Source organism: Undibacterium sp. Di24W (assembly GCF_049340325.1).
Classification (GTDB): Bacteria; Pseudomonadota; Gammaproteobacteria; order Burkholderiales; family Burkholderiaceae_D; genus Undibacterium.
Genome location: NZ_JBMPOP010000002.1, coordinates 567,510 through 584,352, shown reverse-complemented (window position 1 = coordinate 584,352; position 16,843 = coordinate 567,510). Strand labels below are relative to the sequence as shown.

11 protein-coding genes are annotated in these 16,843 nt (G+C 46.7%); 9 read left to right on the top strand and 2 right to left on the bottom strand.

The window, feature by feature from the left end; translation table 11 throughout:
- The first annotated feature begins 204 nt into the window (after positions 1–204).
- Positions 205–5,073, top strand: coding sequence for a PAS domain S-box protein (locus tag ACO0KZ_RS06040; RefSeq protein ID WP_422993757.1), 4,869 nt, complete (start codon positions 205–207; stop codon positions 5,071–5,073).
- A complete protein-coding gene (locus ACO0KZ_RS06035; RefSeq protein WP_422993755.1) occupies positions 5,073–6,035 on the top strand; it encodes a diguanylate cyclase in 963 nt (320 codons plus the stop codon). The genes ACO0KZ_RS06040 and ACO0KZ_RS06035 overlap by 1 nt, the downstream gene beginning before the upstream one ends.
- Positions 6,036–6,251: 216 nt before the next feature.
- On the opposite strand, the gene ACO0KZ_RS06030 is transcribed toward ACO0KZ_RS06035, so the two are convergent.
- Positions 6,252–6,581 carry a hypothetical protein gene (locus ACO0KZ_RS06030; protein WP_422993753.1) on the bottom strand — a complete coding sequence of 110 codons (330 nt, stop codon included), beginning with the start codon at positions 6,579–6,581 and terminating at the stop codon, positions 6,252–6,254.
- Between the two features lie 303 nt (positions 6,582–6,884).
- On the opposite strand from ACO0KZ_RS06030, the gene ACO0KZ_RS06025 reads away from it, so the two are divergent.
- The 5 genes from ACO0KZ_RS06025 (at position 6,885) to ACO0KZ_RS06005 (ending at position 14,475) form a co-directional block, all read left to right on the top strand.
- On the top strand, positions 6,885–8,435 hold the full coding sequence (locus ACO0KZ_RS06025; protein ID WP_422993752.1) for a DUF4080 domain-containing protein: 1,551 nt from the start codon (positions 6,885–6,887) through the stop codon (positions 8,433–8,435).
- Between the two features lie 148 nt (positions 8,436–8,583).
- On the top strand, positions 8,584–11,583 hold the full coding sequence (locus ACO0KZ_RS06020) for a bifunctional diguanylate cyclase/phosphodiesterase (protein ID WP_422993751.1): 3,000 nt from the start codon (positions 8,584–8,586) through the stop codon (positions 11,581–11,583).
- Between the two features lie 151 nt (positions 11,584–11,734).
- A complete protein-coding gene (locus tag ACO0KZ_RS06015) occupies positions 11,735–13,147 on the top strand; it encodes a S1 family peptidase (protein ID WP_422993748.1) in 1,413 nt (470 codons plus the stop codon).
- Complete coding sequence (locus ACO0KZ_RS06010; RefSeq protein WP_422993746.1) at positions 13,144–14,115, top strand: FHA domain-containing protein; 972 nt, start codon at positions 13,144–13,146, stop codon at positions 14,113–14,115. The genes ACO0KZ_RS06015 and ACO0KZ_RS06010 overlap by 4 nt, the downstream gene beginning before the upstream one ends.
- Before the next feature lie 48 nt (positions 14,116–14,163).
- Positions 14,164–14,475, top strand: coding sequence for a DUF4286 family protein (locus tag ACO0KZ_RS06005; protein WP_422993744.1), 312 nt, complete (start codon positions 14,164–14,166; stop codon positions 14,473–14,475).
- Positions 14,476–14,516: 41 nt separating this feature from the next.
- On the opposite strand, the gene ACO0KZ_RS06000 is transcribed toward ACO0KZ_RS06005, so the two are convergent.
- Positions 14,517–15,215 (bottom strand): ArsR/SmtB family transcription factor, encoded by a 699-nt coding sequence (locus tag ACO0KZ_RS06000; protein WP_422993742.1) that lies wholly within the window; start codon positions 15,213–15,215, stop codon positions 14,517–14,519.
- Positions 15,216–15,288: 73 nt separating this feature from the next.
- Here ACO0KZ_RS06000 and ACO0KZ_RS05995 point away from each other — a divergent pair, with 73 nt between their 5' ends.
- Positions 15,289–16,500 (top strand): cytochrome P450, encoded by a 1,212-nt coding sequence (locus tag ACO0KZ_RS05995; RefSeq protein WP_422993739.1) that lies wholly within the window; start codon positions 15,289–15,291, stop codon positions 16,498–16,500.
- Positions 16,497–16,841 (top strand): antibiotic biosynthesis monooxygenase family protein, encoded by a 345-nt coding sequence (locus ACO0KZ_RS05990; RefSeq protein WP_422993737.1) that lies wholly within the window; start codon positions 16,497–16,499, stop codon positions 16,839–16,841. Before ACO0KZ_RS05995 ends, ACO0KZ_RS05990 begins: the two co-directional genes overlap by 4 nt.
- Positions 16,842–16,843: the final 2 nt, after the last annotated feature.

Sequence of the window (16,843 nt, the reverse complement as noted above, 5' to 3'; positions counted from 1 at the left end):
AGTCACTCTGTGGCTATTCAAATAATTATTTGAACAATTCCCGCATATGTTACATTTTGGCGTAAAACGACGCTTCTCAAAAGAAATATTTAATCGACTGCAGTGGAAAAAGACCTAGAATTTTGAAATGTAAAAAAATCAGATTGAGCTAAGATACCCTACGAGGCATAGGTTCAATTTTCAGCGAAGTTTATGGAAGCTTTTGTGAAAAATTTTTGGCTCAATAGAAAATGGTTGTTTCCACAACACTTACCCACCACGATTTTTATTCTGGGTATGTGCATCACGGCTGCCGGTACTTGGTGGTTGAACAATAACCTCAAAAGCAAATTAGAAACCGAATTTCAAAATAAAGCAGATCGCATAACGGCAGAAATCCAACAACGATTTAATAATCCCGTTTTTGGTGTGAACAGCGCTAAAAGTTTGTTCGGAATCAAACAGAATCTAAGTGCCAGTGAATTTGCAGCAGCAATTCGTACCACCAACTTACCACAAGAGTTTCCAGGCGTGCGGGGTTTTGGTTTTGTGGAAAGAATCGCGCAAGCCGATTTATCCAAATACATAGAGCAACAAAAAGTAGAAGTCCATCCACAATTTAATTTGCAAGAGTTTCAGGGCGCGCAAAACGCTTATCGCTACATTGCAAAATATTTTGTCTCACCATTTCCTAGCCATTTTGTACCAGGCAGTGACTTTAGTTCCGATCCTCGCCGTCGCCTCGCAATTGAAGACGCGATCAATGCTGGTAAACCTTCAATCAGCCCCCTGATTTATGCGCCACCAAAGACGGAGAAAAAAGCCAGTATTTTGATGTTCGTCCCCGTGTTTAAGAAAGATGCAATAACGAATACACCCAGCGCAAGACAAGCGGCTATTTTTGGTCTGGTTTATGCGCCAGTCATGTTGCCCGATTTACTGGCAAAAATGCGTGATGTTGAGAATGGCAACCTGGTATTTGATCTACAGAATACATTACCTGACCCGGACGGCAACATAGTCAGCTTTGCGGCGCACAAGGCAGATGATAAGGAGCCGGTGTCACACACCGCAATGTTTGAACAACGCCGCGAAATCGAAGTGCACCAGCACATCTTTAAGTTAAGCATACGCAGCACCGCTTATTTTGAAGCCGGTATGAACCGCACGCTGCCCGTTTTGTTTTTTATCGCGGTGAGCGTGATTTGCATACTGATCACTACCTTGCTACGTATTGAGCTGAGTTGGGGTGACCAAACTCAAAAGAAACTGGATATCGCCTTACGCGATAACGAAGCCCTGCTCAGCACCTTGAACATGCATGCTATCGTCTCTGTCACCGACGCGACTGGTTCCATCATTGACGTCAATGACGCGTTTTGTAGGATAAGTGGCTATCAACGTCATGAACTCATAGGGCAAACCCATAGACTGATACACTCGAACGAGCAGTCTAGTCAGTTCTGGGCGGATATGTGGCAGAGCATTTCTCACGGCACACCATGGCGCGGCGATGTCTGCAACCAAGCCAAAGATGGCTCGCTATTTTGGTTCAATACTTTTATTGCACCTTTTAAGAACAATCAAGGTGTTATCGAAAAATATATTGCCATCCGCACCGATATCACAGAAGAAAAGAAAGCCGCTCAACAATTACAAGCAGCATTGCGCGACAGCGATGCGCTACTTAGCACATTGAATATGCATGCGATCGTTTCAATCGCGGACAAAGCGGGTCGCATCATTGAGGTCAACCAAGCCTATTGTCGTATCAGCGGCTACAACAAAGAAGAAATCTTGGAAGGAAACCATCGTATTGTCGCAACAGGTATTCAATCGCCTGACTTTTTATCCAACATGTGGCGCACGATCTCTTCTGGTACGCCATGGCGCGGTGAAGTCTGTAATCGTGCTAAAAATGGCAGCTTATATTGGGTCGATACTTTTATCGCGCCTTTCAAGAATGCCGAGGGCGAAATCGAAAAATACATCTCGATTCGTACCGATATTACCGCCAGCAAGAAAGCCGCAAGCCGTCTTGCAAGCCAGCGTAGTGCTTTGGCACATATCATTGAAGGTACCAACGTAGGCACCTGGGAGTGGAATGTCGAAACTGGCGAAATGCGCCTGAACGAGCGATGGGCAGACCAAATCGGTTATGAGCTCAACGAATTAGCACCACTAAACATTACAACCTGGGATGGATTAACCCACCCGGATGATCTAACCAAAGCGAAAGCCTTTATGGCGAGACACTTTGAGCATGAACTCTCCTACTATGAATGTGAAACTCGCCTACGACACAAAGATGGTCACTGGATTTGGGTGTTAACACGAGGCAGGATCTCGTCCTTTACCCCACTTGGTAAGCCTGAATGGGTCTCCGGCACTCAAATGGACATTACTGAGAGAAAAAATGCGGAGGCGGAACTACAACGCAGTACCAAGCTGTTACTAACTGTGCGTGACCAGCTCACCAAAGCAGCCGAAGTCGCTGAACTCGGTATCTGGAGCTGGGATGTCACGACCAATGAAATCGCTTTCAATGAGCGTATGTATGATATTTACGAGGTTCCAGCCGAGCTTAGAAGCGGCAAGTTAAGTTACAGCTACTGGCGCTCGTGTGTACATCCGGATGACATCGAAGAAACAGAGCGCCGACTGCAAGCCTCACTAAAAAATAATGACCTATACGCACCTATTTTCCGCATCCTCAGTCTGACTGATGGGATTCGATATATACAAGCAGCTGGTGGTGTAGAGCGAGATGCCGATGGCAATGCTATTTTGATTACCGGTATTAATCGCGACATTACCTTACAGTATCAAGCTGAAGAAGCGCTACGCAAAGCGAAACAAGCGGCTGACGACGCGAATCAGGCCAAGTCTGCCTTCTTGGCTAATATGAGCCATGAAATTCGTACTCCGATGAATGCGATTTTAGGCATGCTAAGTTTGTTACGTAAGACCGCCCTATCACCACAACAAAATGACTACGCCAGCAAAACCGAAGGGGCTGCGCGCTCTTTGCTTAATTTACTGAACGATATTTTAGATATTTCCAAAGTCGAAGCGGGCAAAATGAGTTTGGATCCGCATCCCTTCCAACTCGACCACTTACTCAGTGAATTGTCTGATTTATTGGCCATCACGGTGGCAGATAAGGCCGTTGATATTCTGTTCGATATTGACCGCAGCATTCCCAAGTTATTGATTGGTGATGCCATGCGCTTGCGACAAATCCTGACTAATCTCGCCAGCAACGCGGTCAAATTCACTGAGCAAGGTCAAGTGCTTATTGCAATCAAAACGCTACGGCAAGACGCCAATACGGTGAACTTACATTTTTCAGTGAAAGATACAGGGATAGGTATCGCACCTGAAAACCATGAAAAGATTTTCACAGGTTTTACCCAGGCAGAAACCTCCACCACACGTCGCTTCGGTGGTTCTGGCTTAGGCATTGCGATCAGTCAGGGCCTCGTGTCGATGATGGGCGGCAAGCTGTCATTAGAGAGCGAGTTGGGCCAGGGTGCATGCTTTTACTTCGACATTCAGTTACCTGTGGCTTCAGCTTTAGTTCTGCATAACGAACAGTTACTTGAGAATCAGCTATCGACGCGCTTGTTAATCGTTGAAGCCAATATTTTTGTGCGTGAAAATATCAAATCGGCCTGTCAGGAGCTCCATTTCGAGGCAGAGTTTGTCGATAGCAGTATGGCGGCCTTACTGACTATGCAAACTAGCAAAGTCTTGCACCAGGCGATCTTAATTGATTGGGATATCGTCGAAGTGGATGGTTGGGGATACATCTGGACTATGCGCGGCTTGGCAGACCAGACTGGTCAGTCGCTCTTTCTCTTGATGCGCGAAAACGAGCGTGAATTATTACAGAAAGTCGCCCCCAAAGAACAATTACTATTTAATGCGGTGCTCAGCAAGCCACTCACAAAGAATAAACTACTAGCCCATATTCATAAGCAGATCGAAAGTGGTGCCAGCCTGGCGTCAAGCCTGCAAAACAATCAACTAGTAAGTACTACCAAACGCTTACAAGATATCCGGATCCTGCTGGTAGAAGACAATATCAACAATCAACAAGTCGCTTATGAATTGTTACGTGCCGAAGGAGCAAGGGTGCAGATTGCCAATCACGGACTGGAAGCGGTGGAATTAATTTCTAGCGAACGAAGTCCATTTGATATCGTCTTAATGGATTTACAGATGCCTGTTATGGATGGTTATACCGCGACAAAGAAAATACGTCATGAGTTAGGCCGTACGCAATTACCTGTTGTTGCCATGTCGGCCAACGTCATGGCAACCGACAAAGCGGCGTGTTTGGCAGCAGGTTTAAACGACCATATTGGTAAGCCGTTTGATCTACACACGCTGATTCAGGTTATTTTACGTTACACCAAACAATCAACCGCTTTTCTGGAACATCGTGTTACTCATGTCAATGCACCGGACACGAATATCATTAGCATTGCCAGCTCATTAGATATCGATATTGTGTCGGCCTTGAATCGCCTGGGCGGGAAGCAAGACTTGTATCTGCGCATGCTCAATATGTTTTTGAGTGATCTTGCATTGGCACCGCAGCAATTACGCGATGCGGCGGCGGTTGAAAGTAAGGCGGTATTGAGGCAACTGCACACCATTAAAGGCTTGACCGCAACTTTGGGCGCAAATTCGTATGCGGCTGCGCTAGCGGCTCTTGAGCAAGATTTAAATACAGAAATACCACAGCCTGAACTGCAACAACTGATAGAGAACGCCTGCCAGATCATCAGTGCTCTGGTACAAAACCTATCTGCCTTGCTACCTCATCTGGTATCGAATCAGCCAATTGCCGAAACTGATACAAATCAGGTCTTCGACCCCGAATTGTTCCGCCGCAGCCTGCTTAACTTGGCAGAACAACTAGAAAATGCTGATATGGCTGCAACAGAAACCATCATAGAATTACAAAATCGGTTTGCCGCAGATTTGCATGATAAGCTGATACCCTTGGCAAACGCGATCAACGCTTTGGACTTCACCACGGCGCAACAACTGTGCGCAGATTTATTAGGAGATGCAGCAACCTAATGGCTAGCAATATCATTCAAGCCGCAACCTCGCACGATGCGCTGTTCCCAGTGCAGTCTCGACCACGCCTGTTAGTAGTCGATGACCAACCTGCCAATATTCAAGTCCTGTATCAAATTTTGTCGAGTGACTATCAGGTCTTTATGGCCACTAGCGGTGCGCAGGCGCTTGCTCTATGTGCCGCGCGACAGCCAGATCTGGTGTTGTTAGATTTGATCATGCCTGATATCGATGGATATCAAGTCTGTCAAAAGTTGAAAGAAGACGCGGCGACTCGCGATATTCCGGTGATTTTTATCACTGCACAAACGGACGAATCCGCTGAGGAAATGGGCTTCGATTTGGGTGCAGTCGATTTCATCTCGAAACCGATCAACCCACGTATTGTTAAGGCCAGAGTTAGAACCCACCTGATGCTCAAAGCCCAATCAGATTTATTACGCAGCTGGGCCTATCTCGATGGTCTGACAGGTGTCCATAATCGGCGCTTTTTCGATGAGCGTGTGAATTCAGAAATGGGGCGTGCAATTCGCAACCAAACACCACTCAGCCTGGTTATGTTGGATGTCGATTTTTTTAAACGCTTTAATGACCACTATGGGCATCAAGCTGGTGACGACTGCTTACGCCGTGTCGCCAGCACCCTGAAGAATAGTTTGATGCGCGCGGGCGACCATGTAGCTCGGTATGGTGGAGAAGAATTTGTTTGCTTATTACCGGATACCGACTTCGCTGGTGCCATGCGCTTAGCAGAAGCCATTCGACACGAAATTAATGGGCTACAAATCGAACATGCAGAATCCTCAGTCGCACCTTACGTCACGGTAAGCCTAGGCGTAGGCTGTAAGCCGGCACACATACATGGTAGCGCTATGAGTTTGATCAGTTTGGCGGATACTCAGTTATATAAGGCAAAAGAGCATGGGCGACATCGCTATTATGGTGCCGAATTAGAGAGCTGATATTTTCCTTCAGCTTATCATTGCCTAATGCTACTGCTTGCCCTGCTATCCATTTTTTCGAATACAAATCAAAAACTTCTCGGTAATTTAAAACGACAGAAAAGACTTTGATTTATAAGCGAAACGAAGGTGAAGTCACTTGAAATCTGTTACTGAGTGTGTGGCTGATTCAACGCCGCCTACTTCACCTTTTGGCTTAATTTTTGCTGCATACCATTAACCTTTGATCGCTGTACTACGCTCAGGTTTTGCGGACATAGTTTGTGTGGCACGTTCTTGTGCATCCATCGCTATTTTTTGTTCAGGGGTCAAACGTTTCGCGCTGATAACGACGGTTTGCATGGCGCTATTTTGCAGGTCAAAAGATAATTTTTCTTCAGCAGTCATACGTTTTGCGCTAACTACGACTTTTTGCATTTTTTGCGTCGCCACTTTTGTGTTCAAGGGTTGTTTATCATCATTACTTTGAAACGCAGTTGCTGCGCTGATGAATGCAGCTAAAGAAACGATTGCGACTACAGTTTTAGTGGTAAGAGAGGTTTTCATTTTGTTCTTCCTTTTAAGTTAAATTGAATTCAGTTTTTTTTGAACTCGTCGACGTTTGTCGATGGTTGAACTATAGAGATTTGATTCTGCAAGCGCGAGCGAGTTGCGACGAAATGCAAAAACGCAGGGACAAAGCTACAAAATCAGATTGCGAAAGTTAGTTGCCGCTTCTTTAGCGCTAAGTTCATCACCTGGTTCAACGATATTGACCTTAGGCAAGGTGAATCCCGCTTCGGCGCTTTTGGCATACGCCAGTCAGTCCAGCGTACAATAGCGTTTTTCCCGCTTGTTGCTCTTGTTGCTATGACCATTCTGTTGTCCACCTTAAATGCCCGTTACGCCCACGCTTCCCTAGGCTTACGTTACCTTTACGCCAACATGGGTGCTTTGCAGGAGCAAACGCATTTACAAGAATTCGTCATTGGTGCTAAAACCACCGACTTACTAGAACGCTTGTTGTCCTGGCAACGTGCTGATGAAAAACTCATCATAGGTTTTGGCGTTTATATCTGGAATGTGGAAGAAACCACACGCTTAGTGGCGCTGATCAAACGCGTCGCGCCGGAAATTATCATCGTCTTAGGCGGCCCCGAAGTGTCCTACGAATCGCAAGAACAAGCGATCGTTGGTATGGCGGATTATGTAATTACGGGCTGGGGCGACATCAGCTTTCCGGCTTTATGTCAGCAGATATTGCATGGTCCCAAGCCACTGATGAAAATACATGCCGGCGTACAAGCCACGCTTGATGAGCTGCGTTTACCTTACGAACACTATAGCGACCAGGATATTAAGCATAGGACTTTGTATGTGGAAGCCTCGCGTGGCTGCCCGTTCAAATGTGAGTTTTGCCTATCTGCCTTAGATAAAACCGCTTGGCCTTTCGACATTGATCGTTTTCTGGAGGAGATGGAAGGTCTGCATGCGCGCGGCGCGCGGCTATTCAAATTCGTTGATCGCACTTTTAATTTGAATATCAAAACCAGTTTGAAGATTATGCAATTCTTCCTCGATAAACTGGCAGCGAACCCAGACGATCCGGTATTCGCTCACTTCGAAGTCGTACCTGATCATTTACCTGATGCATTAAAAGAAGGCATACAAAAATTCCCAGCGGGAACACTACAATTTGAAATTGGCATACAGAGTTTCAATCCCGAGGTACAAGCGCGCATTAGCCGCAAACAAAATAATGCCAAAGCGGCCGAGAATATCCTCTGGCTGATGCAGCATTCACAAGCGCATTTGCATGTTGATTTGATTGCTGGCCTACCTGGTGAGACTGTAGAAAGTTTTGCGCAAGGCTTTAATCAATTGCACGCCTTAGGACCGCATGAAATTCAATTTGGCATATTGAAACGTCTGCGTGGCACGCCTATCATTCGCCACACCGACGATTTTGCCATGCGTTTCGATCCTTACCCGCCTTACACCATTTTAACCAACAAGGACGTACCGTTCGCCGCCATGCAACGCCTGATACGCTTTGCCCGCTATTGGGATCTGATCGCTAATTCTGGCCGTTTCACACATACTCTGCCTGTCATATTAGGCACCCAAGCATTTGAAAATTTCATGGACTTATCGGACTGGATTTACGCGCAAACCGATGCCACTCATAAAATCGCCCTAGATCGACTAGCAAACTTGGTCACCAAATGGTTATGCCAAGAGCGAGGAATGGATTTGCAGGCCGCGCAAACCATGATAGGTAAAGATTACGCAGGCGACGCAAAACACAAACAAAGTCCGGAAGTTTTGGCCCAGATTCAAGCAAACAGTGAGACTAAACAAGCAAAGACTGCACCGGCAGGCAAAGCCCCCAAACGTCAGGCGCGCCACTTGGTCAATTGAGAGTAGCAAGCTAGCTGGAAGAACCGCCAAAGAATGACAAAGGACAAAGGCGTGTGCAAATTTCTCCTAAAATTTGCCACAAGGAATGTTTTTCGAGATGGTTTCCCGCATAATAGAAGAATTTGTAGCGCCAGAATGAATCGCAGGTATGCCAGACTCTCGCAGCTTTCTTTTTTATAATAGCTCTAGTCGCAAACGCTTGATAATGCGTCTGTTGTTGACGTTTATCGCCTATTTCGTCGCGGGAAAACTTGGCCTCAGTTTCCCTTTTATCCCTCCCAACGTCACCTTAATCTGGTTACCGACCGGCATTGCACTTGCTGCCTTACTCAAAGCTGGTTTGGGAATGGCACCGGCGATTTTTGTTGCCTCAGTGTTAGTCAACGTTTCCAGCGGTACGCCTATTTTCACTGCACTATTGATAGGCTTAGGCAATACCTTAGGACCCATGTGTGTCGCACTCTATTTGCGCAAAAAGAACTTTTCTATGGGCTTTGTACACCGTGACGATGTACTCCGTTTCTGTCTGGCTGGCGCGGTCGGGATGTGTATCTCAGCAAGTTGCGGCAGCTTAAGTCTGTGGCAAGCAGGCATCATTCCCAGTCCCCAGTATGCTTGGCTTAGTTGGTGGGCAGGCGACACGGTCGGGCTATTTTTAGCTGCACCATTTTTACTAGCCTTGACCCAACAAGGTAAAAAATTCAAACAAACTGCGGAAGAAAATCTCGCTTTCATCGGTCTATTTATTACCACACATTGGTTGATATTCTTTTCCGGGCAAAGCCTGTTACATCTGACCTTTGTCTCGATGGCGGTCATGATCTGGGCCGCTTTACGTCTGGGACAATTGTTCACTTCGATGACCGTCTTGGCGTCTTCCGCCGTAGCAGCCATCGCAACGCACCAAGGTATTGGACCTTTCAAGTCATTGGAAGCCTCCGAGAGCTCTATCGTGCTATGGCTGTACATGGCCACCCTAGCGATTACTGCTTTGATGATCACCGCGCTCCAAGCGGAAAAAAATGCTGCCACCAGCGAATTGCGTGACGCCTTTGAACGCATCAGCAAAGTTGCCTCGCGTCTGCCTGGCCTGATTATGCAATACAGAATTCAACCCGATCGTAGCACCAGCGTGCTGTATGTCAGTGATGCGGTCGAATCCATGTTTGAAATGCGGGCGAAAGACATCCGCCACAATGCGTCTTTTTTGGTGAAACGTATCGACGCAGCCGATAAGAAACTTTTCCTGACACAGCATGATTACGCGACTGAACATTTGACGCCTTATCAAATGGAGTTTCGCTATCACAAACTAGATGGCAGTGTCCGCTGGTTTTACCTCGACGCCTTACCTGAACTAGAGCCCGAAGGAAGTACTTTATGGCACTGTTTTATCAGCGATATCACAGATAGAAAAAACGCCGAGCAAGATTTGCGTGTGGCTGCAATTACCTTTGAGTCACAAGAAGGCATCTTCGTGGCAGACAATCAGTGGAAGATATTACGTATCAATCAAGCCTACTCAAGGATTACTGGATTTACTTCTGAAGAACTGATAGGCAAAGTTTTACCGCGTCATGTCAGCCAACAACAAGACGCTGGCTTCTTCGACACCATCTATATGGCACTGGATCAGTATCGATACTGGCAAGGCGAACTATGGGCAGAAAGAAAAAATGAGGAGATTTATCCTCAGCTGATCACGCTGACGGCCATCATCAATGAAAACGGCCAAATTACGCATTACATAGGATCGTTTACTGACATCAGCCGCCATAAAGGCTATGAAGATGAAATTCTCAATCTGGCATTTTATGATCCGTTAACGCATCTGCCTAATCGCCGCCTGCTGATGGATAGATTACAGCATCTGATCGCCATGAACCAACGCGATGATGCCCATAGCGCAATTTTATTTATTGACTTGGACAACTTCAAAACACTAAACGACACTCGTGGCCATGATGCCGGTGATTTGCTACTCGTCGAAGCAGCGCAACGACTGCAAACCTGCGTCCGTGAAAGCGATACCGTGGCACGTCTGGGTGGTGATGAATTTGTCGTGGTGTTACAGGCGCTCAACCCAAATCGCGACGAAGCAGCCCGCCAGGCTGATCGTATCGCTGAAAAAATTCGTTTGTTACTCAACGAACCCTATCAAATCACCGACTTTATTCACCACGGTGCCGGTAGTATCGGTGTTTGCCTGTTCCAAGGTGGTGATACCACGGTCAAAGATCTATTTAAACGTGCAGATACGGCCATGTACGAAGCAAAGACCTCGGGGCGCAATGCGGTGCGCTTTTTCGATCCGGCTATGCAAGCCGTGTTGGTGGTCAAAATGATGTTGGAATCGAATCTGCGCATCGCTTTAGCTTTAGAACAGTTTCAACTGTATTACCAAATACAAGTTGATGCAGATGGCAACGTGGTCGGTGCCGAAGCCCTATTGCGCTGGATACACCCTGACCGTGGATTTATCTCGCCCTTGGAATTTATCCCCATCGCAGAACAGACTGGTTTGATCGTTCCGATTGGCACTTGGGTCCTAGAAACTGCCTGTAACCAACTAAAGAAATGGGCACGCAATCCTAAGACTGCGCATCTGAGTCTAGCCGTCAACGTCAGTGCTAAACAATTTCAACAGTCGAATTTTGTCGAAACCGTCACCGAGATCGTACGCCTCCATAATATAGATCCTACGCGTCTCAAAATCGAACTGACTGAAAGCACCATCCTCGACAACGTCGATGCAACGACCGAGAAAATGCAACAACTGAAAAAACTCGGTATCGCATTCTCTATGGATGATTTTGGTACTGGTTATTCATCACTGGCCTACCTGCAAAAACTACCGCTGAACCAATTAAAGATTGACCAGTCTTTTGTGCGCGACTTGAGTGATGATGAAAGTGATGCGACGATAGTGCGTGCGATTATTTCCTTAGGTTTGAACTTGGGATTGGACGTGATTGCAGAAGGTGTAGAAACGGTTGCACAAAGACGCTTCTTGATCGAACATAATTGTCTGACCTTCCAAGGTTACCTGTACTCCAAACCAATTCCGATTGAAGGCTTGAATGCCCTAATAGAAGGTGACGCTACCGAGCATCATTTCCTACTAACGCCACCCGATGTGGATGAGTAAAAGCTCAAATCGTTTGAGGCGAACAGCAATTCGTAATGTTCGCTGCGCACACGACGCGATTACGCTATGATTGAGCTACGCTTGAGCAATGACTGTGCAATGACTGTGCTATGACCAATCACCTCTACTCTCACTTCCAAAGACATTCCGTATGAATTTTCGATTGCTACCTCGTGCTCTCGCCTGTACTGCTATATGTTTATCCTTCCTGTTCCATCCTGCACAGGCACAGGATAAATCCGACGAGGATAGTGCTAGCAATAATAAGCAGACCTCTTCCGCCGCTCAAAAATTGTATAGCGCCGCCAAGAACGACCTTTTACAAATTCGCGTCTTGGTGAAGAATGGACGTACGCAATCTTCGGTAGGTTCAGGCTTCATGATTGGTCAAAGCGATCTGGTCGTAACCAACTACCACGTGGTTTCACAAATCGCGTTGGAGCCCGAAGTCTATGTCGGAGAATTTGTCGATACCAATGATCAACGCGGCACTGTGGAGTTATTAGCTGTGGACGTGCTACATGATCTTGCCGTGGTTCGTATCAGTCGCCGTGGTACAGGCTTTTTCCAAATCCCGGAAGACAGTGCGCAGTTACCGAAGCTGAATCAAGGTCAATATTTATACTCATTGGGCAATCCCTTAGATTTGGGATTTGCGATTTCCGAAGGTGCCTACAACGGGATCATAGGACGAGCTTTTTATGATCAACTTTTGTTCACAGGCTCGATCAACTCAGGCATGAGCGGTGGCCCGAATGTGACGCCTTCCGGCGCCTTAGCTGGAGTGAACGTAGCAAAACGGACCGATGGTGAACTGGTTAGTTTTCTGGTGCCAGCGCGCTTCGTAGTGGAATTACTCAACAAAGTAAAACAACAAAAATCCATACCCGGTAATTTTAATGAAGAAGTCGGACGACAATTGATCATGCATCAAAATCTGATGCTAGACAAATTACTTGAACACCCCTTGAATAACAAAGAACTCGGCCCCTATATGGTGCCAGTACGTGAATCCGAGCAGATGCGTTGTTGGGGCAGTTCAAATACCAAAGAGCAAGCGACTTATACTGAGGATAAAATCAGCTGCAATATGGAATCCTCTATCTACGTCTCCGGCAAATTACAGACGGGACACGTTGCGATTTCTCATAGCTTCTCCAAGAGTAAAAGCCTGGATGCATTGCGTTTTTCCATCGCCATGAGTGACAAATTTAAGAATCAAATCTACGCTGGAAATAAGCAAAGCAACCTCACCGGCCCCGCCTGCACGGAGGAATTCATTAAAAATGAGCAACTCTCTCAACTATCAATGCGCGCCGTGATTTGTGTCCGCGCTTACCGCAAATTTGCAGGCATCTACGACTTTCGCCTTATCACTTACAGCATGGATCAGGAAAAAGAAGTGTTACAAAGTCTCTTGAGCGCCAAAGGCGTTTCGTATGACAATGGCTTGCGCCTGACCCGCCAGTTCTTACAAATGATAGGCAGAAAGTCAGTAATCGTTTCTAACATGACACCCGCAACGGCGATGCCTGTTAAAGCGGCGAATGGGAGCAAGCAATGAGCGCCCACTATTTCCTGGAACTCTTATCCCGTAGTGGTGAGATTGAACACCGCCAAATGTTTGATAGCTTGCCGATACGTATAGGTCGAGCTTATGATAATGATTGCATTCTTGATGACCCACACTCGGCGGCACATCACGCGCAGATAGAGTTAAACGAACAGGGCAATTTGCAAATTCGTGATCTGGATAGCAAGAACGGACTCACCTATCAAAATCGCCGTCATAGCACACTAGAATTAGATGGCAATCGAGTGCTACGCTTAGGACAGACTTTTATCCGGGTACGTGATCGGCACTTTGTGGTCGAACCTGAAGTACTCGATGCCAACAATTATCGCTGGGAAGGTTGGCGTCCGGCGCTTGCTGCTTTCTTATTGATAATTTTCCAGTCTGTAGTCACAAAATGGATGTCTCAATCGGACACCTTTAGCTTTACCGTCTACGCCCAATATACGATAGGTATGTTGCTGTTCGCGTTGGTCTGGAGCGGCTTGTGGGCTGGTGCGAATCGCCTGTTCGCACGCCATCCTCGTTTTGGACGACATCTCTTCATTGTCGCTACCGGCATTTTTGCGATGCAAGTGTGCGCGATCGTTGCGACACTCGCTGGCTTCATTTTTTCTTGGGAAGTGTTACCTCGTTACCGTAGCCATACACAAATATTATGTATAGGCTTTATGATTTATTTTCATCTGGTGACCATCAGCACGCGAGCTTCACGTCGCAAATTGTGGATGGTCATGTTCTGTGCTGCGCTGGCTTCCGGTACGGTATTAATGTCGAAGTATAAGAACACGGGCAGCTTCGGTGATGACTTGTATATGGGTGATTTGTATTCACCTGGTTTGCGACTAAGTAAAGACATTAGTATCGATGAATTCAGTAAAGATGCTGAGCAACTAAAAGAAAGTTTAGACAAGGAAAGACGGGACCCCTCAGCTGGTACAGAAGAAGATGACGAGTAGGTTTACAAGTTTTAATTGGGAAGTTTAATAAGCTCTACAGAAATACACATGAAATCAGCCATGATCCTCTACGAAGTCAGCGTGAATATCCGCATCGATTTAAGTGAACAATTTGAACGGTATATGCGTGAAAAACATATTCCTGAAATCTGGGCGACCAAGTGCTTTGAAGAAATCCGCTTCGACAAAGTAAATCCTACTCACTATCGCACCTGTTATCAGGCGAGCAGCACTGCCAACTATGAACGTTATTTGAGTGAGTTTGCAAATGCAATGCGTGCCGACTTTATGGCGCATTTCCCCGAAGATTGCGTTCCTAGCCGGTTGGTGTATGAAACGCTGCAGAGCTGGGCTGATTGATTGCAGAAGTAAGTCTAAGTTGCTCAGACCCAAGCATGTGATCAAGTCGAAAATAATCCAAAATGCTTTGCGAACTGGCGTCGACCTTTCGTCGTTAGCCGCAAAGCGCGACTGTCTAAGTCAGCTTCCACCCATGCATGTTGCACAAAGTGCTTGAGCAAACCAGCGCCGACTGCACCACCTAGATGAGGACGGCGCTCGCTCCAATCGACGCATGCGCAAGCAAAACGTCGGCGCCCTTTTTTCATTGCTGCCAGCTCGATACCGATCGAGGCAAATAATTGTTCACCATCAGCACTTAATTCATAAGCCCTGGGATCTTGTTGTGCTATCAGATAGTTGTTGCTCAATAAATAGTCGTGTATCGCCACCGCATATTCACCCGCCATATGATCGTAGCAAGTACGCGCCTGACGCAGGCGCTCAGGTGTTGATGGCGTAAAATCAGGTCGCATACGACCCGCGATGGCCATCAAGGATTCTAAAGCAGCAGCGACCTGTCCGCCGGACAATTGATAATAGCGATGCTTACCTTGCGCCAGCACTTGCACCAAGCTTTGTTCACGCAATTTTCCCAAATGCACACTCGCGGTTGATGGACTAATCTCTGCCAACATCGCCAGCTCGGTACTGGTACGTGCGCGACCATCCATCAACGCGCACAACATTGTGGCGCGTGCCGGTTCAGCAATCGCGGCGGCGACCTTGGCCAATTGAATATTGATATCATCTACAGACATAGTTTGATGGTAAGCGAATTGTTCAAGACAAACAAGGTTTAGACTAATCACTTGATTTTTCAGAAAGTATCCGATGCCCTCTATCCCTGTTTTAGCGCTGCCTTCGCATCCAGACCCCTATCCAGCATATCAATGGCATGTCTCGCAAGACAAAATACGCTTTGATGAAGGCACACAATGTTGGATTGTGGCTCAATTCAACGTCGTTCAAGAGATATTGGCGTCGCCCGAATTTTTAGTTCGACCACTTAGTGCACAAGTACCGCCACCTATTGCTGGCAGTAGCGCTGGCGAGCTGTTTTCACTATTAATACGTATGAATGAGGGTGACAAACATCGTCTAGGAAAACAGGTATTGCAAACCAGCCTAAACCAACTAGATCTGCAGCGACTCGACTTAGTGATCGCCGAGGTGGTCGAAGATTTATCACGACGCTACGATATCAATAAGGCTAATGAGCTCAATGCTTGGATCAGCCGCGTCGCCGTTTCTGTCATCGCAAGCCTTTGCGGTTTTTCACATTCAGAACTCGAGCGAATCTGTCTATGGATCGATGAGTTTGTGCAATGCTTTTCGCCTATCAGTACGCCTGAACAATTAGAGGCCGCGAGTAAATCAACCGTAACTTTAATGAGCTCATTTCAAACTTTGCTATCAAGTGCAGGCAGCGATCCTGATAGTTTTTTACATCGACTACAAGCCGAAGCAAAGGCCGCAGGTTGGGATTCCGCATCTGCTCTACTCGCCAATTTGGTTGGCCTGCTTTCACAAAGTTATGAGGCCAGTATTGGCTTGATCGGCAACACCTTAATTGCGCTACATAGTGATCCTGCGCTGTACTCCGAACTACAACATGATCTTGAAAAGCTACCTCAACTAATCGACGAAGTTGCGCGTTTTGATTCGCCAGTACAAATTACACGCCGCTTCGCAAAGAGCGATTGTGAATTCTATGGTGCCTCACTGCGATCCGGTGACTGTATTTTATTGTTATTGGCTGCGGCCAATCGAGATCCAGCAGGAAACGCTGATGCAGAAAGACTAATATTGGATCGTAGCGACCGGCGCTCTGTAAGCTTTAGTTATGGCCGACATGCTTGTCCTGGAGAGACTATGGCTCTCCGCATTGCCAGTGCTGGACTGCATCACATTTTGGCGTCCTTAGCACATCGTTCAAACCGTCCAGCAAATGTTCATCCCTTGAATCATTTACACTGGACATATCGACCATCGGTCAACGGGCGTTTGCCAATCTTTCAAACACATCATAAGGATATGTCATGATCGCCGTGATCTTTGAAGTACAGCCACATGCGGTTCATAAACAAGCCTACCTTGATATTGCTGCGGACTTAAAATCTCAACTGATAGAGATGGATGGCTTCATTTCTATTGAACGATTTCAAAGTTTAGGTGACCCCGGCAAGCTATTGTCACTTTCTTTCTGGCGTGATGAAGCAGCTGTAGCACAATGGCGCAACACCGAAGAACACCGCGCAGCTCAGAGCCAAGGCCGTCAAACCATTTTCAACAATTACCGGATTCGCATTGCTGCGGTCATGCGTGATTATGGCCTCACAGAGCGCGAGCAAGCACCAAGCGACAGCCGCGCAGCACATCCTTAGGG